At 38.4% G+C, this 20,097-nt stretch carries 20 protein-coding genes and 2 pseudogenes; 14 read left to right on the plus strand and 8 right to left on the minus strand.

The window, feature by feature from the left end; all coding sequences use genetic code 11:
* Positions 1 to 17: 17 nt before the first annotated feature.
* Positions 18 to 323 carry an HNH endonuclease gene (locus EP737_RS04285; protein ID WP_129726643.1) on the plus strand — a complete coding sequence of 102 codons (306 nt, stop codon included), beginning with the start codon at positions 18 to 20 and terminating at the stop codon, positions 321 to 323.
* A gap of 49 nt (positions 324 to 372) precedes the next feature.
* Here the strand turns inward: EP737_RS04285 and EP737_RS04290 are convergent, their stop codons facing one another.
* From EP737_RS04290 to EP737_RS04320, 7 genes are all read right to left on the minus strand, one after another.
* A complete protein-coding gene (locus tag EP737_RS04290; protein ID WP_129726644.1) occupies positions 373 to 588 on the minus strand; it encodes a spore germination protein in 216 nt (71 codons plus the stop codon).
* A 48-nt stretch (positions 589 to 636) separates the two neighbouring features.
* Positions 637 to 1,050 (minus strand): spore germination protein GerPE, encoded by a 414-nt coding sequence (locus tag EP737_RS04295; protein ID WP_129726645.1) that lies wholly within the window; start codon positions 1,048 to 1,050, stop codon positions 637 to 639.
* A gap of 14 nt (positions 1,051 to 1,064) precedes the next feature.
* The gene (locus tag EP737_RS04300) at positions 1,065 to 1,259 is read right to left on the minus strand and encodes a spore gernimation protein GerPD (protein WP_129726646.1); all 195 of its coding nucleotides are present in this window, start codon (positions 1,257 to 1,259) and stop codon (positions 1,065 to 1,067) included.
* Between the two features lie 3 nt (positions 1,260 to 1,262).
* Positions 1,263 to 1,880 (minus strand): spore germination protein GerPC, encoded by a 618-nt coding sequence (gene gerPC / locus EP737_RS04305; protein WP_129726647.1) that lies wholly within the window; start codon positions 1,878 to 1,880, stop codon positions 1,263 to 1,265.
* A gap of 179 nt (positions 1,881 to 2,059) precedes the next feature.
* A complete protein-coding gene (locus tag EP737_RS04310; RefSeq protein WP_129726648.1) occupies positions 2,060 to 2,254 on the minus strand; it encodes a spore germination protein GerPB in 195 nt (64 codons plus the stop codon).
* A gap of 180 nt (positions 2,255 to 2,434) precedes the next feature.
* Positions 2,435 to 2,656 carry a spore germination protein gene (locus EP737_RS04315; RefSeq protein WP_129726649.1) on the minus strand — a complete coding sequence of 74 codons (222 nt, stop codon included), beginning with the start codon at positions 2,654 to 2,656 and terminating at the stop codon, positions 2,435 to 2,437.
* Positions 2,657 to 2,904: 248 nt separating this feature from the next.
* The gene (locus EP737_RS04320; RefSeq protein ID WP_129726650.1) at positions 2,905 to 3,063 is read right to left on the minus strand and encodes an aspartyl-phosphate phosphatase Spo0E family protein; all 159 of its coding nucleotides are present in this window, start codon (positions 3,061 to 3,063) and stop codon (positions 2,905 to 2,907) included.
* A 252-nt stretch (positions 3,064 to 3,315) separates the two neighbouring features.
* Here EP737_RS04320 and EP737_RS04325 point away from each other — a divergent pair, with 252 nt between their 5' ends.
* From EP737_RS04325 to EP737_RS04360, 8 genes are all read left to right on the plus strand, one after another.
* The gene (locus EP737_RS04325) at positions 3,316 to 4,218 is read left to right on the plus strand and encodes a fumarylacetoacetate hydrolase family protein (protein ID WP_129726651.1); all 903 of its coding nucleotides are present in this window, start codon (positions 3,316 to 3,318) and stop codon (positions 4,216 to 4,218) included.
* A 674-nt stretch (positions 4,219 to 4,892) separates the two neighbouring features.
* Positions 4,893 to 6,638, plus strand: a complete 1,746-nt coding sequence (locus EP737_RS04330) for a sensor histidine kinase (RefSeq protein WP_129726652.1) — start codon at positions 4,893 to 4,895, stop codon at positions 6,636 to 6,638.
* A 5-nt stretch (positions 6,639 to 6,643) separates the two neighbouring features.
* Positions 6,644 to 7,432: a response regulator transcription factor gene (locus EP737_RS04335; RefSeq protein WP_129726653.1), complete on the plus strand. Its 789-nt coding sequence runs from the start codon at positions 6,644 to 6,646 to the stop codon at positions 7,430 to 7,432.
* A gap of 472 nt (positions 7,433 to 7,904) precedes the next feature.
* On the plus strand, positions 7,905 to 9,218 hold the full coding sequence (locus EP737_RS04340) for an extracellular solute-binding protein (protein WP_129726654.1): 1,314 nt from the start codon (positions 7,905 to 7,907) through the stop codon (positions 9,216 to 9,218).
* Positions 9,219 to 9,305: 87 nt separating this feature from the next.
* Positions 9,306 to 10,181 carry a carbohydrate ABC transporter permease gene (locus EP737_RS04345; protein ID WP_129726655.1) on the plus strand — a complete coding sequence of 292 codons (876 nt, stop codon included), beginning with the start codon at positions 9,306 to 9,308 and terminating at the stop codon, positions 10,179 to 10,181.
* Between the two features lie 18 nt (positions 10,182 to 10,199).
* Positions 10,200 to 11,102, plus strand: coding sequence for a carbohydrate ABC transporter permease (locus EP737_RS04350; protein WP_129726656.1), 903 nt, complete (start codon positions 10,200 to 10,202; stop codon positions 11,100 to 11,102).
* Between the two features lie 38 nt (positions 11,103 to 11,140).
* A complete protein-coding gene (locus tag EP737_RS04355) occupies positions 11,141 to 13,276 on the plus strand; it encodes a glycoside hydrolase family 52 protein (protein ID WP_129726657.1) in 2,136 nt (711 codons plus the stop codon).
* 36 nt (positions 13,277 to 13,312) lie between these two features.
* Positions 13,313 to 13,948 (plus strand): YesL family protein, encoded by a 636-nt coding sequence (locus tag EP737_RS04360; protein ID WP_129726658.1) that lies wholly within the window; start codon positions 13,313 to 13,315, stop codon positions 13,946 to 13,948.
* Positions 13,949 to 14,516: 568 nt separating this feature from the next.
* On the opposite strand, the gene EP737_RS04365 is transcribed toward EP737_RS04360, so the two are convergent.
* Positions 14,517 to 15,500, minus strand: a complete 984-nt coding sequence (locus tag EP737_RS04365; protein ID WP_129726659.1) for a glycoside hydrolase family 43 protein — start codon at positions 15,498 to 15,500, stop codon at positions 14,517 to 14,519.
* Between the two features lie 1,180 nt (positions 15,501 to 16,680).
* Between EP737_RS04365 and EP737_RS26825 the strand changes: the two are divergent.
* The 5 genes and pseudogenes from EP737_RS26825 to EP737_RS04390 form a co-directional block, all read left to right on the plus strand.
* Positions 16,681 to 16,920 (plus strand): annotated as a pseudogene (locus EP737_RS26825) (hypothetical protein); the annotation flags it as partial.
* A 107-nt stretch (positions 16,921 to 17,027) separates the two neighbouring features.
* Positions 17,028 to 18,422 carry an MFS transporter gene (locus EP737_RS04370; protein ID WP_129726660.1) on the plus strand — a complete coding sequence of 465 codons (1,395 nt, stop codon included), beginning with the start codon at positions 17,028 to 17,030 and terminating at the stop codon, positions 18,420 to 18,422.
* A gap of 180 nt (positions 18,423 to 18,602) precedes the next feature.
* Entirely contained in the window at positions 18,603 to 18,842 is a 240-nt protein-coding gene (locus EP737_RS04375; protein ID WP_129726661.1) for a hypothetical protein, read from the plus strand.
* Positions 18,843 to 18,978: 136 nt separating this feature from the next.
* Positions 18,979 to 19,641 (plus strand): fructose-6-phosphate aldolase, encoded by a 663-nt coding sequence (fsa, locus tag EP737_RS04385; RefSeq protein WP_129726715.1) that lies wholly within the window; start codon positions 18,979 to 18,981, stop codon positions 19,639 to 19,641.
* Between the two features lie 250 nt (positions 19,642 to 19,891).
* A pseudogene (locus EP737_RS04390) lies at positions 19,892 to 20,097 on the plus strand (xylose isomerase); the annotation flags it as partial.

Raw genomic sequence — 20,097 nt, forward strand, 5'->3', positions numbered from 1 at the left:
ACAGGCGAGTGAGCATAATGGGAAAAAAGCTGATCGGAACATGTGAGCTGTGCGGCAGGGATGATTTAGAGCTGACAGTGCACCATTTAACACCAAAGGAGCTTGGTGGAACCTTTCTTCCGACTGCAAATGTATGTATAGCTTGTCATAAGCAAATTCATGCGCTATATACAAATGAAGAGCTTGCGATTCGTTTATATACCATTGCATCCTTACAAGATGATGAAAAAATTTCGTCATTTTTGAAATGGATTCGAAAGCAGCCTGCTACAAAGCAAGTACGCATACGGAAATCAAATGAAAGAAAGCAAAAAGGAAGGTAGCTGCCTTCCTTTTTTGCTTTTTGGAAAGGACTGTGTCTGTTTGGTTTGTTTATGCAGTACCGATTTGATTTTGGTCATTCACATCTGGATCAAATGTATTTGTAGCGTTTATCCCGTTAAATGTGTTCACAACAAAGCCGACATTGGAAGCGCCTGATCCATTATATGCTTTAGCATTTTCCTTTGGAGAAACATTATAAAAGTCTCCTAAATTAAAGGAGCCATTACTGTTTTGTACAACTAAATTGCCTACGAAAGAAGGCATTTTCCGCTCACCAGCCTCTTTTTTCTTGTAATAACGGTTTCCTATTATTTAAGGTATGAGGGAACGCTCAGAAGGTGTTTCTTCAAATGGATCCTCCGAAATGAATTGTCTGATTTGCAAAATGCGAGAATTATTAAACACGTAGTCAGTAGAGCCAATGTGAATGATACCGCTACTCAGTAAACTTATTATTTCAACACGATCAACGCATACAAATGGATTGGTGTTTACGACATGCATACGGACAGAAGTTTGTCTCGTTGGTATAGTTATTTCTGTATCTGTGAACATTACATATTTCTCGAAAGAACCTTCTTGTGCTAAATAGAATGGCTCCTCGCGCTGCACCAAAATGTCACGGTTTCGTGATGCTATCATATTAGAATCACCGATTTGCAAAACGCCGTCTATCCCCATGGAAATAACATTAATCTGATTCACAATAGAAACATGACGAAGCATAGTATCTTCCTCTCTTACGCTGGAGTTCCTGGCACATTGAAAACAAGAGGAACGAATGGTCCAGCTGCAAGCGATTCTGGAGGTGTATCCAGGATGGAGGTCAGGATTAAAAAAGTGGCATCTCCAATGAGGAATAATGCAGAGCTTGATACACCAGCTGACTTGATGCGTCCAACTTTAATTTCATGATTCACAACGGTAAAATTCACCCTTTACCACTCCTTTTGGATATGATGGGGCATATTCTGAATAAAGGCGAGGAATGCTTTATCAATGTCTTGCTTCATATTTTGGACAATAATCTCCTTCATATATTGCGGATTAGAGGTGATTTCTGGATATGGTTCCACTTGGGATAAATAATACGGTAATCGATGCTCCATTTGCTTTTGAATATCGTCAATCATCATTTGCCGATACGTATCATCGAGAGCTGTACCCTGCTCTGTTTCCATTTCAACGATGCGGCTGTAAGCACCCTCATTTAAATAACGTGTAACTTGCTGCAAAACATCCTGATAGAAATCTGGATTTGCCTTTGTTTCAGGATTCACCTTAAGTGTTTCCGTCTCTACATCAAAATCTTCAATTGCGTTCCCGCTGCTGTTAAATGGATTAAGTCCGATATTTAAAGTGCCATTTAAGTTTTCAACCTTTAGCTGATCAAATTTATATTCTATCTTGCCGATGGACTGGGGAGGATTCCGTTTGAAATTTTCCAGCTCTGCTGTTAGTCTTTCAACAGTTTCTTCAAGACGCTGGAGCTGCTGCTGCTGTAATTGAATGGTATTATATAGCTGTTGTAAGTAAGTAAGCCAATCTTGGGTCATAATCATAGCCTCCTTTACTCTAAGAGGGGAGGATTAAAGGTTTAAATCCCTATTTCACACTGTGAGAACATATAAATTTCCAACTGGAAGAGAATCCGACGCAGTCGGAAATTTTAAGGATAAAGTGTAAGTGCAACTGCGCTTCTGTCTCGCTGATCGGCGAGTTTTCTTTAAGAGGCTTAGGAATTGGTAGATGAAATGATTTGTCCCCTTGCTTTTAACGGACGTGCAGGTTCTGTAAATGCGCCAGTGTTGGAAAACTTTGAAAGTGCCTTAATCGTTCCGGTACTGCCAATCTGAAATACAGAAGAGGTCGTAATACTCCCTACTCGAAGATTATGAATGATAATGCTTTGATTTACATAGAAGTTCAAGCAGATCACTCTCCTTTTAGAAATAAGGATGTATCAGATACTAAAGTCCGCCTAACTCCCTTTTGTAAAGTACCTTCACCATAAAAATAGAGAAGATCTTTTTGCTGCGAAGAACATACAGAAAGACTCTATAAGCAGCCTCGTACGAACTGTATGTTTTCTTCAGGGCTAGGCATGTTCTTAATAGGTTAACGATATAGGCTGATCTATAACGTCTTGGTCGTTTACATTTGTAGAGTTCTCATAATTATAAACGTTTACTGTTTCTCCGACATTAAATGACCCTGCTCCCGCAAACGTTCTTGAATAGCTAATGGGACGAATCGCAAAGACATCGCCAATATGAAAGACGCCGCTAGACCCAATATTTACAACGTTGATGTGTCCTACGATAGCAGGCATGAAAAAACACCCTTCTTACAGATTCTTATGCTTATTATATGGACATTTATCCAAGAATGTGTCTAAAAATTTTTTAGATAAAAGAAAAATCGCTGATTGACAAGCCGTTAGGCGAAGACAGAGTGTAGCTGCTCTTGTACTTTGTTCCTAAAACTTTCTAATACGTCGAATTCGTCTTTAGCGGGAAATTTATACTTTCTTACAATGTAACAAAAAGACATGCCCCACGGGGGCATGTCCTGTATTTGTTAGTTCCCTAACTTGCGGCTGCATTGCAAAAACAGAAGTATGTTTAATAGCTTGTCCAGCTCCTGGCTGCAATGTACCGTTTTTTTTGCGGTAATTCCATACCTTTGTACAAAATACTTCATTTCTTCTCGTTTCTTTTCGATTGCTTGTTCAAACATAGCCTCTGCTCCGTCTCTATCAGTTTTCACAACAACTGCCACAATCTGTATGTAACTCATATTATACAAAAGTACTATAAAAAAGAAATGGTTTCGATAAAAGAAGAGGGAATTCTACACTTTACTCCAATGTATGGTGATATTGGAATTGAGAAAAGTTGAAGTTTGTAATTTTTCGCCGAAAGAAGAAGGAATTTCTCTGCTCTTTTTCGAATGTAATGTGTGGTAAAGTTTTAGATGGGGTGTGAAGGGATGAAGTTCGTAACGGCAAAGAGAGAGGAAAAAGTATTTGTTGGTGTTGTGGATGAGCGATCCGCGTCTGTTTTACACCTGCGTGAGGCACAGAAAGCGATGATAGGAAAGGCGATAATTCCTATTACAATGATTGAGTGTATGGAGCAGGGAGAGCTGTTCCTCCAGCAAGTATCAGATGTTGTGAAATGGGCAAGAGAGCAGGGGCAGGCACCAGGTTTATATCCAATATCTGATGTGAAGCTGCTTGCACCCATTCCAAGACCAAGAAAAAATGTGATGTGCATAGGGAAAAACTATAGTGAACACGTAATTGAGATGGGTGGGAAAGAGGATATTCCAGAATATCCGCTCTTTTTTACGAAAGCTCCCACAACTGTCATTGGTCAGGATGAGCTCATACACAGTTATCCGAATATCACCAATGAGTTAGATTATGAAGGAGAGCTGGCTGTTGTAATCGGGAAAAAAGGGAAAGCTATTTCTCCAGAGAGTGCATTTGATTATGTGTTCGGATATACGATTATTAATGATATTACAGCTCGTGATATTCAAAGCCGGCATAAACAGTTTTTCCTTGGCAAAAGCTTCGATACCTTTTGTCCAACGGGACCGTTCCTTGTTCATGCATCAGCCATTAATCAGCCGAGCTGTTTAGAAATTGAGACGAGGGTAAACGGTGAAGTACGTCAATCGTCCAATACATCCAATATGATTTTTGATATTCCAACTATTATCTCTGTTTTAAGTCAAGGTATGACATTAGAACCAGGAGATATTATTGCAACTGGTACACCGGCAGGAGTTGCGAAGGGAATGAAGGAACCTGGCTTTCTGAAGCAAGGGGATGTTGTTGAGGTTACAGTTGAAGGTATAGGTACTCTTCGTAATACGGTGAAATAAACAAACGACGACCTTATCAACACAGCCTTGTTTGATTTTGGCAACATTGTTTTACCATAATACGGACGTAGCTTTTCTTTGATAAAACCAAAACAAATGGGATCTATCTGAAAATTGGTATTTTCTTACAACTTTAAAAACCTGTGGAGAAGACATTCTCCACAGGCTTTTAAAGTTGTAGAAAGATTTCTGCACATGAGAAGGTGTTTTCTTACAGTTCTATTAGTTTATTCGTTGGACAAACAAAGATATCAGTGTTATTATTAGTTTACGAACTCCGTATGTTCTACACAGAAAAATCCTTTTCTTGACGTTAGGGAAGTAATACTGAGAAAATATACTTTTTTCATCTTCTATAAGAAATTTTCTTACAGAAGACCACCGTATATTGCAACTTAAAATAAAATTGACTGTAAGAATTTTTAAAATTCCCTGGTAAATGTAACAAAATGCTGCGTGTTTTATTAACAATAACAGTGTAAAATATCGATTAATAATGTAAATTAAAAAATGTGTTGGAGATGATCATGCTCCAGCACGTTTTTCAATTAATAGAATTAAAAGGTCTAGTTTATTATAAACTAATACGTTTATAATATCTCATTCCAGAGAACCATCATAACTTGTAGAATATAGCAATCTGAAATAACTTACTTCCGGGATGGGTGATCGTTATGTTAGGGACAAGATTTAAGAAATATAATACGCTGCGTAACCAAATATTAGCGATTTATTTAGTCGTAATGATGATAGTCTTGTCAATCGTGGGCAGTTTGATGTTCAATCAGCTTGGAGCCCTGATGAGAAACAATGCAGAAAAGCAAATGCAGCAAACAGCTGTTGAAGCGAACGGTAGAATGGAAACGCTTTATAAACAAATTGATACATTAACAAATCAGGTAGCTACAAACAATACAGTTCAACAGTTACTGACTGATGTCGTGGATGGAAAGAGTGTAAGTGTGCCGCAGAGGGAATCGCTAATTAGGGTGATTAATAATTTTCATGCTTATTCCAATGCAATTTCTTCATTTAATTTATACACTGTTAATGGAGAAAGAATCTATCCATCTGACAATGTGAATATTTTTGAAAAGGTAGACCCGGTGTGGATACAGAAGGCAAATCGGGAAAAGGGCAGGCTCGTATGGATTGGGAATGACCCAAATGATCGGGAGTATTCGTTTGCTATCCGTAAAGTAACCTTAATGGAGCGCTCTTTTTCAGGCGGCGGTTATTTATTGGTTCGGATTAATAATAGTTATTTTCAAGTGAAGGATAACAGTCTGGATCATAAAGCAAAGGAATATATGATGTTGTTAGATCGGGATTATAGTGCGATAACCTCAAATTATAAAGGGAATACACAACAAATTTTAAAAGAAGATACAAAAAATGTTGTAATAAATCAGACGAAATATTTAATTGTAAAAGAGAAGTCCGATGTGACGGGCTGGACTCTTGTCATTCTTAAGCCTGTGAGTCTTTTGATGGAAGGGGTATCAGTTGTTCGCACATCCATCCTGATTTCAGGAGCTATTGGATTTATTATTTTTCTGATATCTTCTATATTCCTATCAACGATAATTACCCGACCTATTATTAAACTAACCAATACAATGAAAAATGCCAAGATGGATGAGTTAAAACCGAATCCACATATTTCATCAATTAATGAAATTGTTGACTTAAATAATACGTATAACCAGATGGTAGAAAATACAAATCATTTAATCCAGCAGGTGTACGAAAAAGAATTACTTCATAGCCGTGCGGAGCTAAAAGCATTACAGGCACAAATTGATCCGCATTTTCTGTATAACACCTTGAATGCTTTGTATTGGTCCTTAGAAGACAAAGGAGAGGAAGAACTTGCGAACCAGGTAATCGCAATGTCAGAGTTTTTCCGTTATACCATCGGCAAAACAGGCAAGGAAAAAGATCCAGTAACAATTCGTGAGGCTCTTGAGCATATTGAACGGTATTTACAGATTATGAAAATGAGGATGGGCGATAGGCTGCTTTGGGATGTATCGGTACAGGAGGATTGTCTAGATACAAAAATTCCTAAATTAATTATTCAGCCATTGGTGGAAAATGCAATTTTGCACGGAATCGGGAACCAGCGGAAGCAGGGGGCAGTGTCTATAAAAGTCAAAAAAGTGGAAAATTCTCCAAATCTAGTTATAACCGTAAGCGATAACGGGGTTGGAATTGATCAAGAAACTCTTTGTGCTATAAATGAATCTATCGAAAGGGGAGATGTCGCCTCGTCTAAAGGGATGGGGATAGGACTGGCTAATGTCAATAAAAGACTCAGCTTGTTTTATGAGAAGCAGAGTTTAGCTACCCTAACAGTGAAAAGTGACCAAGGCAAAGGTACAGAAGTGACATTTGAGATACCCAGCAAAGGAGCTTGATTAGTATGGAAACTAAAACGATTTTAATTGTTGATGATGAGCAGATTACTAGGCAGGGATTGAAAAAAACACTGGAGAGATGGTCGCAGGGTAAATATGAGGTGCTAAGTGCTGCAGATGGTGATGAAGCCTTAGAAGTATTCCAAAAAACAAAGGTTCATTTGCTAATTACAGATGTAAATATGCCTGAGATGACAGGATTAGCATTGTTAAAAGCCGTAAAGGAGAAAGGGAATAAGCCTGTCGTTATTATTGTTTCAGGCTATCCTAATTTTGAATATGCCCAGGAAGCAATTCGTCTGGGAGTGATTAATTATTTACTTAAACCAGTGAGCAAGCAAAAGCTGATTGAGGCTGTAGAACAAGCTTTGGAAACGGAGGCAAGCATCGAAAGGGCAGATTACATCGAAAAGGTGGCGGATCCAAAGCTTCTTAATATTGAAAGCAGCCAAACCTCCAAATCTCCTATCAAGGAGGCTCTTCAATACGTCAATAACAACCTTAGCCGGCAGATCAGCTTAAAGGATGTAGCAGGTACGGTTCATTTAAACCCAAGCTACTTTAGCGTACTCTTTAAGGAACAGACCCGCTTAACATTTAGTGAATATTTAACGAGAAAAAGGCTGCAGACCGCTAAAAAACTATTGCTAACCACAAATTTACCGATAGAAGAAGTTGCACAGGAGACAGGATATCAGACAGCTAAATATTTTATTAAACTATTTAAAGAATATGAAGGCATTACACCGAGCAAATACAGAAAGATGGCTGAACTGGAGGATTCGGCTATCTAAAAATAGTAGTATTTTTTCCAATCGCGGTTAGATAACCGCTTTTTTTACACTTTAAGAAAGTATAAATTTCTAGCTAGAAGACAATTCGGCGTTAGGAATACAGTATAAGCAGGGCTACGCCCCTGTCTTCACCCAAGAGCAAGGCTCGTCAATCGGCGGGCTTTCTTTAATACTAGCATGTAATTATAAGACAAAAATAAGTAGAGGATCGGAATGCACAAAAGAAAGCGCATACATTCAACTAAAAATAGTGGCATTTTTCCCAATCGTAGTTATCTAACCGCTTCTTTTGTTAGGTGTTAGAATGTAATTGTAAAGCAAAACATAAATAAGGGGGATTGGGAACAGATAGGAAAGCGCATACATTCAACTAAAAATAGTAGCATTTTTCCCAACCGTAGTTATCTAACCGCTTCTTTTGTTAGATGCTAGAATGTAATTGTAAAACAGAACATAAATAGGGGGATTGGAAATGTTTAAGAAAGCGTATACAATGTTGCTTGCTTTTGTGTTATTGCTTACAGTTATACTCACTGGCTGTTCAGGCAATTCAGAAGAGGCCTCTGGAGAAAGCGGTTCCAAGAAAACGATAAAATTCATGCACCTTTGGCCGCAGGGAAGCTCCAAACAGCAAAACATGATTGTAACTGATATCATTAAACAATTTGAAGCAGAACACAAAGATGTGAAAGTTGAGGTAGAGGTTCTTGAGAACGAGCAGTATAAAAACAAAATCAAGGTTCTTTCTTCCTCTAATGAATTACCGGATGTAGGATTTACTTGGGCAGCAGGCTATATGAAGCCATTCGTAGAAGGTAAGTTGTTTGCATCACTTGATGATGTTTTACAGGATGGTCTGCAGGATTCCTTCATAAAAGGTACAACTGAAGCTTATGCAACTAATGGAAAAACATACGGCTTACCGCTTGAATTGAACATTGCACCAATTTATTACAACAAACAAATTTTTGAAAAATACAATCTAGAAGTACCGAAAACATATAGCGAGTTCCAAAACGTAGTACAAACACTTGAAAAGAATGGTGTTGCTCCAATCGCACTTGGAAACAAAGACAGATGGACAGGCTCACTATGGTATATGTACTTGGCTGACAGAATTGGCGGACCAGAGGTATTAAACAAGGCGATTAACCGCTCTGGCTCTTTCGAAGATCCAGCACTTGTTTCTGCTGCTGATGAAGTTCAAAAGCTGGTAAAAGAAAGCGCATTCAACAAAGGCTTTAATGGTCTTTCTAATGACGAAGGAAAATCTGAGTTCTTAAATGGAAAGGCTGCTATGTATTTAATGGGAACATGGGAGCTGCCAAACTTTACAACAAATGAAGAAATTCCAAAAGATTTCCGTGATAATGTTGGATTCTTTAAATTCCCTACTGTTGAGGGAGGAAAAGGCGATATCAACAGCTGGGTTGGCGGACCTGGTGTAGGATTATTCGTTGCTGAAAACTCAAAAGTAAAAGATGAGGCAAAAGAATTTGTTAAGTTCTTTGTTGAAAAGTGGGGAGAACAGTCTGTTGAAAAAGCAGGTGTAATTCCAGCGACAAAGGTAGATACGACAAAGGTTAAGTTACCTCAGCTATACGTTGATGTGTTGAACGAATTAAATAATGCAAGCAATCTAACATTGTTTGCGGATGTCCAAATGAGTGCTTCTGTAGCGGAAACTCATCTAAACCTAATCCAATCGTTGTTTGGCGAGGAAGTGAAACCAAGCGACTTTGCTAAGAAACATGAGGAAGCACTGAAGAAGGAAGAAGGGAAATAAAAAAATCCCAAATTCTTAGAAAAGGACATATCAAATATGATCGATATGTCCTTTCCTATCTTTCCTGTTTGAAAGGAGTGACATGTAGTGGATAAAGTTATGTCTAATAAAAAAGTGATTGCTCTTTATATCGCACCTGCATTATTCCTGGTTCTTGCCTTGATTTATGTTCCAATTGTACAAACGGGGTATTTTGGAATGACGAAGTGGAATGGGGTTGGGGCGAAGGAATTTATCGGCCTTGAGAATTATATGGCTCTTATCAAAGATCAAATGTTTTGGAAAACAGCATACCATTCTCTTATGCTCGCTGTATTTTCAGTAATAAGTCTGATTGGCTATCTATTTATTTCCATCATTTTAGCAGGTAAAATCAAAGGTGCCGATTTGCTCAGAAAAATTTATTTGATTCCAATGCTGCTGGCTTCCGTTGCCATTGCACAGCTTTGGCTTAAAATCTATCATCCGGGCAATGGTATCTTAAACACTATTCTAGTTTCTCTAGGAGTCGAAAATCCGCCAGCCTGGTTGGCAGAGCCTGAGCTTGCGCTATATGCCATTGTCGTTCCAATTATTTGGCAATATGCAGGTTTCTATATATTAATCTATTATGCAGCGTTGAAAAATATTCCTGAATCCTTGCTGGAGGCTGCCAGAATTGACGGTGCAACACCGTGGCAAATTGCATTAAAAATCAAGCTCCCTTTAATCATGAATGTAATAAAAGTAACGATTGTACTTGCAGTTGTTGGTTCATTGAAATATTTCGATCTAATTTATGTTATGACAGATGGAGGACCAAACGGATCAAGTGAGGTTATGGCATCTTACATGTATCATCGAGCATTTAAAGAGTTTGATTTTGGATATGGAAGCGCTATTGGTTTCTTCTTGCTCGTAATCTGTCTTGTTGTCACTTGGATCATTCGCAAGTTTACTGCAGCGGATGAAAATGTGTATTAATAGAGAGGAGGCTTTTAGATGAATCAGCCTGTTAGAAAAAATGCGGGTCCGGTTATTTTGCCCGAGAAACAAAGCAGTTTCGGTACTCATTCACTCTGGAATCGTACAGCCTATGGAATTCTATATTTATTTCTAGCGATTGTAGCTGTTTTTCAAATATTTCCTATCATCTGGTTATTCCTTTTTTCCTTAAAGAATAACCAGGAGGTGTTTAATATGTCCCCGTTCGCTTTGCCAGAGCATCCGAAATGGGAGAACTACGCAAAGGTATGGACGGAGGGAAACATCAGCCAGTATTTCATGAATAGTGTTGTTTATACAGTTGCAGCTGTCATTCTCACTGTTGTACTAGCAAGCATGGTTACCTTTGCTATTACGAGAATGAACTGGAAGGGCAGTAAATTGGTACTAGGATTATTTATGGTTGGGTTAATGATTCCCGTGCATTCAACGCTGATTCCTTTGTTTAGCACATTCACACAATTCAATTTGATTGATAGTCCGTTGTCTGTCATTTTGTCTTACACTGCTTTTAATCTTCCTATTACAATCATGATTCTGTTAGGCTTTTACGAAGCCCTGCCTCGTGAGGTAGAGGAGGCAGCTGTCATGGACGGGGCATCCATTAATCATATTTTCTTTAAAATTACACTACCGATGACCTCGCCGGTCATTGCTACGGCAGCTATTATTAACATGATTTATAACTGGAATGAGTTTGTGTTTGTTAATACATTTATCAGTTCAGATTCGTATAAAACGTTAACAGTTGGTATCCAAAACTTTATTGGGCAGTATACAACAGATTGGGGAGCAATCGGCGCCACGCTTGTTATTAGCATTCTGCCAATCTTAATCGCATTCTTTATTTTGAGCAACCGCATTGTGGAAGGAATTGCATCTGGATCTGTAAAGGGTTAATTGATAGTTGAAAATTGATGGTAAGAGAGGGAGAGAAGATGAGTAAAAATATGTTTTTTAATGCACATCATTCACCGCTCGGAGCGTTTGCAAGCTTTACATTAGGCTTCCCCGGAGCAGGGGGAGGACTTGATTTAGAGCTTGGACGCTCCCCGCGGCAGAATGTTTATATTGGAGCAGAATCTTTAGAAAAAGAAGGAACATATGAAGCATTTCCATTCTTTACTTCCTCGGATGATGATGAAAGTAAAAGGTACGATATCGAAAACATGGATCCGGATCCTGATAAGCCAAAAATCATCTTCCCTTTTTCAAAGGGAAATGTAACACGCGACTTTCAGCTTGGGACAGATACATGGAAGGCTGGTGATTTAACCTTTACGATTTATTCCCAGGTTGAATCTGTGCCGGACCCAGCCACGGCCGACGAAACAGAAATGAAAAGAATATTGATGCCGGCTGTACTGGCCGAGCTTACAGTTGACAATACGAATGGAACAAAGAGTCGCCGGGCTTTCTTTGGCTACCAGGGAAGCGATCCGTATAGCTCTATGCGGAGATTAGATGATACAATGGATGGCTTTTCTGGTATAGGGCAAGGAAGAATTACTGCGGTTGTATCTAAAAATCCCGACGTGAAGTCTGCCATGCATTTCAGTCTTGAAAATGTACTCACTACTCCTCAAGAGGAAAACTGGACGTTTGGTTTAGGGCCATTAGGAGCACTTGTTATGGATGTACCTGCAGGTGAGCGCAGAACCTACCAGTTTGCTGTTTGTTTTTACAGAGGCGGCCTTGTAACTGCTGGTATGGACACCTCCTATTATTATACAAGATATTTTCGGAATATTGAGTCAGTTGCAGCTTATGCACTTGAAACTTTCGATGTTATAGCAGAACGCTCCAAGAAGGTAAATGAGCTGGTAAATGAGGCTAGTCATTTATCTGACGATCAGAAATTTATGCTAATTCATTCAATTCGCAGCTATTACGGATCAACACAAATGCTGGATCATGAAGGTGAGCCATTTTGGGTAGTAAATGAAGGCGAATATCGAATGATGAATACCTTTGATCTGACTGTTGACCAGCTCTTCTTTGAATTAAAGATGAACCCATGGACCGTTAAAAATGAATTGGATATGTTTGTTAAGCGTTTCAGCTATGAAGATACTGTTCGTTTCCCTGGGGATGATACTGAATATCCAGGCGGCATCAGTTTTACTCATGATATGGGAGTAGCAAACACGATTTCCCGTCCTAATTTTTCATCTTATGAGTTATACGGACTAGATGGATGCTTTTCACATATGACGCATGAGCAGCTGGTAAACTGGGTTCTGTGTGCAGCTGTTTATGTGGAACAGACAGGAGATACAGAGTGGCTGAAAGCTAACATGGACATTGTAGAGCGCTGCTTTGAAAGTATGCTGAACCGGGATCATCCACAGCCTGAAAAGCGCAACGGCCTTATGGGTCTTGATTCCTCCCGTGTTATGGGCGGAGCAGAAATTACGACATATGACAGTCTGGATGTATCGCTTGGTCAGGCAAGAAATAACATTTACTTAGCTGGGAAGATTTGGGCGTCTTATGTAGCACTCGAAAAGCTGTTTGCTGAAAATAATAGAGCTAACCTTTCTAAGGAAGCAGGCGAACAGGCCGAAAAATGTGCCAAAACGATTGTGGAGCATGTAACAGAAGGAGGGTATATTCCAGCTGTTATTGGGGAAGACAATGATTCAAAAATCATTCCGGCAATTGAGGGGCTTATCTTCCCGTACTTTACAAACTGTAAGGAAGCCCTAGATGAAACTGGACGCTTCGGCGCTTATATCAGCGCATTAAAGAATCATCTTGAAACAGTGCTTACAGAAGGTATTTGTTTATTTGAAGATGGCGGATGGAAGATTTCATCAACAAGCAATAACTCTTGGCTGAGCAAGATCTATTTATGCCAATTTATCGCCCGTGAGATTCTTGGCTGGAAATGGGACGAAAGGGGAGCAAGAGCAGATGCTGCCCACGTAGAATGGCTGACTCATCCTGAACTATCTGTTTGGAGCTGGAGTGATCAAATTATATCGGGTGAAATTGCGGGAAGCAAATACTATCCGCGTGGTGTAACGAGCATCCTATGGCTTGAGGAAAATGAAGAAACTGTTGCCTTGTAAAGGGCAGCCGGAAAGAGGTAAGAAGAGGTGGTATTCATGTTTGGAAAATCAGTAGGAAAACTATTTACGGTATGTGAGTGGATTATGAAGCTAGCCTATGTAAACATATTGTGGTTTCTCTTTACAGCAGCAGGATTGGTTATGTTTGGGTTTATGCCTGCCACTGTAGCTTTATTCACAATTGTCCGTAAATGGCTGCTGAAGGAAATTGACATACCAATTTGGAGAACATTTCTTACTGTATATAAAAATGAATTCCGAAAATCAAATATTCTAGGGTTTATATTGGCAGTGTGCGGTACCCTAATTTATATAGATTTTCAGTTCTTGTTAAGTACAGAAGGAATAACTCAGCTTGTTATGTCTATATTCCTACTGATTATCGCGTGCTTTTACTTGATCCTTCTATCATTCTTCTTTCCGGTATATGTACATTATGATTTGAAGGTATTTGATTATCTAAAATACGCAGTTTTATTGGGAGCTTTAAATTTTCATATGGTGTTGTTTATGCTGGCAGGATTGTCGGCTGCGGTATTCCTCCTATTATACGTGCCCGGACTCATCCCGTTTTTTAGTGCGGTATCTATTTCATGCGTTCTTATGTCTGGCGGGGTCTATAGCTTTAAACGGGTTCAAAAGTTGCAGATGAAAGCAAGAGTGGCTGGTTGAGCTGACTCCAATTAAAGAAATTTGCTAATGGCTTTGTAGGTTTGATTGGGAATATAGATAACTAGTATGACCTGGTAAAGGATAAGGGCTTTTCTAATTCCACTGTGGTAAGAATCAGCCGGAAATTATAGTGCTAAATATTGAGACAAAATAAAAGAAGGGTGTCCCTAAAGGGTAGCGCTATGCGCTACCTTTTGGGGACATCCCTTTTTTGTGCATACAAAATAAGAGAACTCTGTATTCAGATATAATGTAGTAACCACAACCAACACTCACAGAAAAGGGGCTGAGTCCTTTTTATTTGCTGCTTAGTTTTCTCTTAAGTTTATTATTTTCCGACAGAAAACCCCCACTTCAAGCGCGCGATGGGCGTAGCTCAGTGGGTAAGTGGAGGGGGATAATGTCTGCTAGGAGATCCCCCTATCGCTTTTGTAAATTTTTGAGTATCCACTTTCAAAGTGGAGGTCAACTTTACCAAATATACTTTGATATTCACGATACAGGAATTATAAAGTAACTGCTTATGAAAAAAGCTGACCCCACTAATGAGAGTCAGCCGTTAACCTAATTATTTTTCCCCATAAGGGTCAATAGTTTGAATAGTTCCATCCTCATTATACTTTAGTTCAGTGTATTTCACAGAACGTTTATGGTTCACTCCATCTGATAACGAGCAATCATGATAGAACAGATACCATTTATCCTTAAACTGGACAATCGAATGATGTGTGGTCCAGCCGATTACAGGAGTAAGAATCGTACCTTTGAATACAAATGGGCCTTGTGGATTTTCACTTACAGCATAAACAATTTTATGAGTTGTACCCGTAGAATAGGATAGATAGTAGAGACCATTGTATTTATGAACCCATGGACCTTCAAAATATCTTCGGTCTTCATCACTTGCAAGAATTGGATTGCCGTTTTCATCAACAATTGAGATTTCCTGCGGTTCACTTTTAAAAGTCAGCATATCGTCGCTTAATTCAGCTACTCTTGGTCCTAAAGCTGGCGCTGTTGGAGCTGGACCTTCAGCATCTGGGTTAAAAGTTCCTGTCTGCCATTTTTCCAACTGTCCTCCCCAAAGGCCGCCAAAATAAACATATGCTTTATCATCATCCACTAACACAGCTGGGTCAATACTGAAGCTGCCTGGTATATAATTTTCCTCCGGGGTAAAAGGTCCTGCAGGATTAGGGCTTGTCGCGACGCCAATCCTGAAAATACCCTCTTTATCTCTTGCTGGGAAAAATAAATAATATGTGTTGTTTTTGTAAGCAGCGTCGGGTGCCCAAAGCTGTTTACTTGCCCAAGGAATATCTCTTAAGTGAAGCGCTTCCCCATGGTCTGCACAAGGTGCATTTACATCATCCATGGATAAAACATGGTAATCTTCCATCGCATATTGGTCACCATTATCATTTGAAGGTCCATCGTGATCAAGGTCATGGGAAGGATAAATATAAAGCTTGCCTTCAAAGACATGTGCAGAAGGGTCTGCTGTAAAAATATGTGTAACTAAAGGTTCATTAGGTTTTGAGTTTTTTGCCATAATATCACTCCGTTAAATAGTATAGATACTTATAAATTTAGAATAGAAAGAAGTTAGTTAACTTTGTGCATTCGATAAACTAACTTATAGATTTAGTATAGCAGAAGTCAGTTGACTTTGTATACTCGATAAACTAACTTTTTGAGGGCTATTATTCATGGAATATTACAGTAAATGTTCTAACAGTTTGCAATGGACAGAGCTTTGGTTCAATATCCTGTTCAACTAACGGCACCTTAATTGAACAAGAAACCTAAAAAAAGTGTCCTTTTTGCCTGTTGATCGATTATTAATGTAATTGTTTAACATTACAAAGAAAATAAAACCTTTAACTTCCGTATAATCCCTTACATATACTTTCATCTTTCCTCTATGTATCGTAAAGCATTCATTGGGGATTTCTTAGCTTGACAACCACCTAATCCGAATTGTGAATTTGGCTGTTGAGAAGATGAATCCCAACATATTTTTAGCTCTTCATTCAGGAAGGCTGTCCTCCGTATCATCAAAGAATGGTGTTAAAATTAACCTTTTACGTCTTGATGAAAACGTTTCTTTCATGTGGCAATCCGAGAACTGTTTAGCGATTTGACGGGAAGAATAGCTTGACATCATTAATAGAACTCTATTCTGCAGCAAAACGAATAAGCGATGGAAATCATGAAGGTGCGATTTGGTAACCAATTAAAAGGGCAGTTGGTCCCGATATATTATATTGCCTCGTGAAAAATAATGTGTTAATATGATTACAAACTTAGTTTGTCTATCGGATAAACTAAGTGGACACTTTCTAAACCCATATTTGTATCCGTTTTCGACTTACAAAAGGAGGAGGTATTAGTTTTAGTTTATTTGCCCAGTACAAAACAAAGTTCAACTTTAAAACAAATAATTAGAAAGTGACTTAGCGTTTCATTACTAGGAATCCGAAGGAAATAGCGGCAGGAAAAACAATGAGGGAATATAGCACTTCTCTGTTACTTATTGGTATATTTTTATCTTCTATGAATCAGAGCCAATTGGAATGGAAACGATTGTTCACCCATAGAAAAACCTGCCGGTATGGACCTTTGCAAAATGTGTGAAAGCTTCAGCTGTTTTTTAATAATTTAGAAAAATATTCTTTGAATTCCCGATAGATCCTTAGGAGAGAATTATGTAAAGGAAAATGGAGAAGCTACTTGCATATTTTGAGGCTGGCGGGTGGAAACCTTCTTCTACAAGCCACAGATCCTGGTTAAGTAAGATTTGGCTTTGCTAATTTATTGCCCGACAAATCCTTGGTTAGAGGTTGGGATAAACTAGATTATTGCAGGAGAAATTACGGGTGGTAAATATTACTTACCCATGAGGGATAACAACTATGTTATGGCTGGAAGAAAGCCAAAAAACAGCGGCATTAACCTTTGCTCACTTTTGATTAAAGGTGTTAGCCCCGTTTGAAAATTTGAAAGCGATTGTATCGAGGCAATACATGCATCTTTAAACAAAAACATAATAACTACTAAGTTTTAAGGGATGATGAATATGAGCAGTCTAGCCAAAAAAGAAGTTTATAATAGTGAGGTTCAAAGCGAGAAAATTCCCTTTAAAGAGAAAGTCGGCTATGCATCCGGTGACCTAGCATGTAATTTAATTTACCAAACAGTTTCAACTTATCTTCTCTTCTTTTACACGGATGTGTTCGGCATTTCTGCTGCAGCTGCTGGTACAATGTTTTTAATTGTCCGCGCTATTGATGCTTTGAGTGACCCATTTATCGGAACACTTGTAGATAAAACGAATTCAAGGTTCGGTAAATTTAGACCATATCTTTTATTTGGAGCTGTACCATTTGCATTATTAGCTATTCTTTGTTTTACAACACCAAACTTCACGGGCTCGGGTAAACTTGTATACGCTTATATTACCTATACTGCTTTATCAGTACTCTATACCTGTATTAACGTACCATATGGTGCACTGACATCAGCGATTACACGGGACAGCAAAGAAGTAGTTGATTTAACCTCTGTACGTATGGTTTTTGCGAATCTTGGCGGTTTAATTGTTGCTTTTGGCGTTCCATTATTAGCTGGCACAATTAGCGAATCAACAAGTAAGGCAACAGGCTGGCAAGCTACGATGACCATTATGGGAATCGCTGGTGCCCTGTTATTGCTTTTCTGCTTTAGAAATACAAAAGAACGTGTGCAAATAAAAGAAGTGCACGGCAAAATTAAGTTTGCGGATATTTTTGAACAATTTAGAGTAAATCGTCCTCTTGTCGTTCTTTGTACATTTTTTATCCTTATCTTTGGGATTAACTCCATTAGTAATTCAGTCGGAATTTATTATGTAACGTATAATGTAGGACGTCCTGATTTAGTTAAATGGTATGGATTGTTAGGAAGCCTGCCAGCACTCATTATCCTGCCATTCCTGCCTGTTCTGAATAAGAAATTAGGAAAAAAGAATTTAATGAGAGTATCACTATCCTTAACAATCGTTGGAACTCTTTCCTTACTAGTCATTCCACCAACAGCGATCCCACTAATTTTAACGGCACGCTTATTAGCAGCAGCAGGCAGTTTGATTGCCGGAGGATTTATGTGGGCGCTTATTCCTGAGACAATTGAGTATGGTGATTACAAAACAGGTAAGCGCTTAGGTGGATTAATTTATGCAATGATCGGTTTCTTCTTTAAATTTGGAATGGCGTTAGGTGGGATTGTGCCAGGATTGGTTCTTCAGCAATTTGGTTATGTTGCCGATCAGGTACAAACACCACATGCTTTAACAGGAATATTAATTACAACGGCAGTCATTCCAGCTGTATTATTAGCTGTAGCGTTAATTATTATTAACTTCTATGAACTTGATGAAAAGCGCTATGCTGAAGTTGTCAAAGCCTTAGAAATGAGAGAGAGGACAGGCAGATAGTGTCCATCGAGAGAGTGAGCATTAAATTTTAACATGCAACATAGAAGGATAAAAAAATTTATTGAACATCAAAATTTTGTATGAATAGAAAATAAGAGAATAACAGAAAAAATTATCGATGTAAGAGTGTTTAAACATATTTCCAAAGCTTAAAGATAATTAGTGAAGGGGAGCTGACGAATGAATAGTAAGAAAATGAAGATCGATGCTGAAAAATTTGCCTATGCAGTTATATCTTCACATAACGTTGAAAGTGGTTCGCCGGAGGAAATAGGCAAAAAACAGTTAACCCTTTATTTAACTGCTTATTGCTTAGCAGAGAGGTTTAATGAATTAGAAGCTCAATCCTTCGGAAATATGGAAAGAAAAGATTATGAAGACCTTATGCTGAAACTTTCAGGGTTTAGAGCGTTTCAATAACTGAATATATGTCCTGTTTGGGAGTAGGACACCTTTACAGGAAAGGTTGTAGCTGCATTAAGAAATGAGTTTGATGGACATGCTGTCGAAAAAAAGAGATAAACACATTTCAGTTTAAAAATGGAGGAGAATGAACATGAAATTTTTTATTGATACTGCAAATTTAGATGAAATTAAAAAAGCCTATAAAGTCGGAGTTTTATCAGGTGTTACAACCAACCCTTCATTAGTAGCAAAAGAAGGCGTGAAATTTGAAGATCGTATTGCCGAAATCCTCAATGCTGTTCCCGAGGTTGAATCTGTATCTGCCGAAGTAACTCCTAACGCTCTAACAGCTGATCAAATGATTGCTGAGGCAAACGAACTTATTAAAATCAATGGTGGAGATAAGAATATTACTATTAAACTGCCAATGACATTAGATGGATTAGAGGCATGCAGATATCTTACACAAAAAGGTGTAAAGACAAACGTTACTCTTATTTTTACAGTAAATCAAGCACTTTTGGCAGCACGTGCTGGTGCTACCTATGTTTCTCCATTCTTGGGCCGTTTAGATGATATTAGCGAAGACGGTGTACAACTTGTTTCACGAATTGCTGAATTGTTCCGTATCCAAAATTTAGATTCGCAAATCATTGCAGCATCTGTTCGTCACCCAGACCATGTAACGCGTGTAGCTTTGGCCGGAGCCCATATTGCAACCGTTCCATTTAAGGTAATTGAGCAATTGTCTAAACATCCATTAACGGATCAAGGGATGGAAAAATTTGCTGCTGACTGGAAAAATACTCTTTAAGCATTTGTAAAAGGTCCTACAAATAGACTTACATTTATTGTAACGATTTTATTCTCTTGAATAAATTTTAATTACAATCAACTTTGTTCGTTTATCAGATAAACAAATTTGATTGTAATATAATCAGTTCATAAGTTACAAAGTTGAAGGCAAACCTAGTGCACAGTTGTTCTTTAGCTTATTGCAAATGGTAGCACCAAAAATAATTCATAAATTTTTAACATAAAAACCAAAGAGGAGGAAGTCTTACATGGCTTATTTCCAAAATATTAACCAAATTCAGTTTGAAGGTCCAGCATCAAAAAATTCACTTTCATTTAAATACTACAATCCAGAAGAGAAAATTAATGGTAAAACAATGGAGGAAATTCTGCGCTTTTCTGTTGCGTATTGGCATACATTTGCTGCTGACGGAACAGACCCATTCGGTGCGGGAACGATGATTCGCCCTTGGAA

It is taken from the genome of Ectobacillus funiculus (assembly GCF_004138295.1).
Classification (GTDB): domain Bacteria; phylum Bacillota; class Bacilli; order Bacillales; family Bacillaceae_G; genus Ectobacillus; species Ectobacillus funiculus.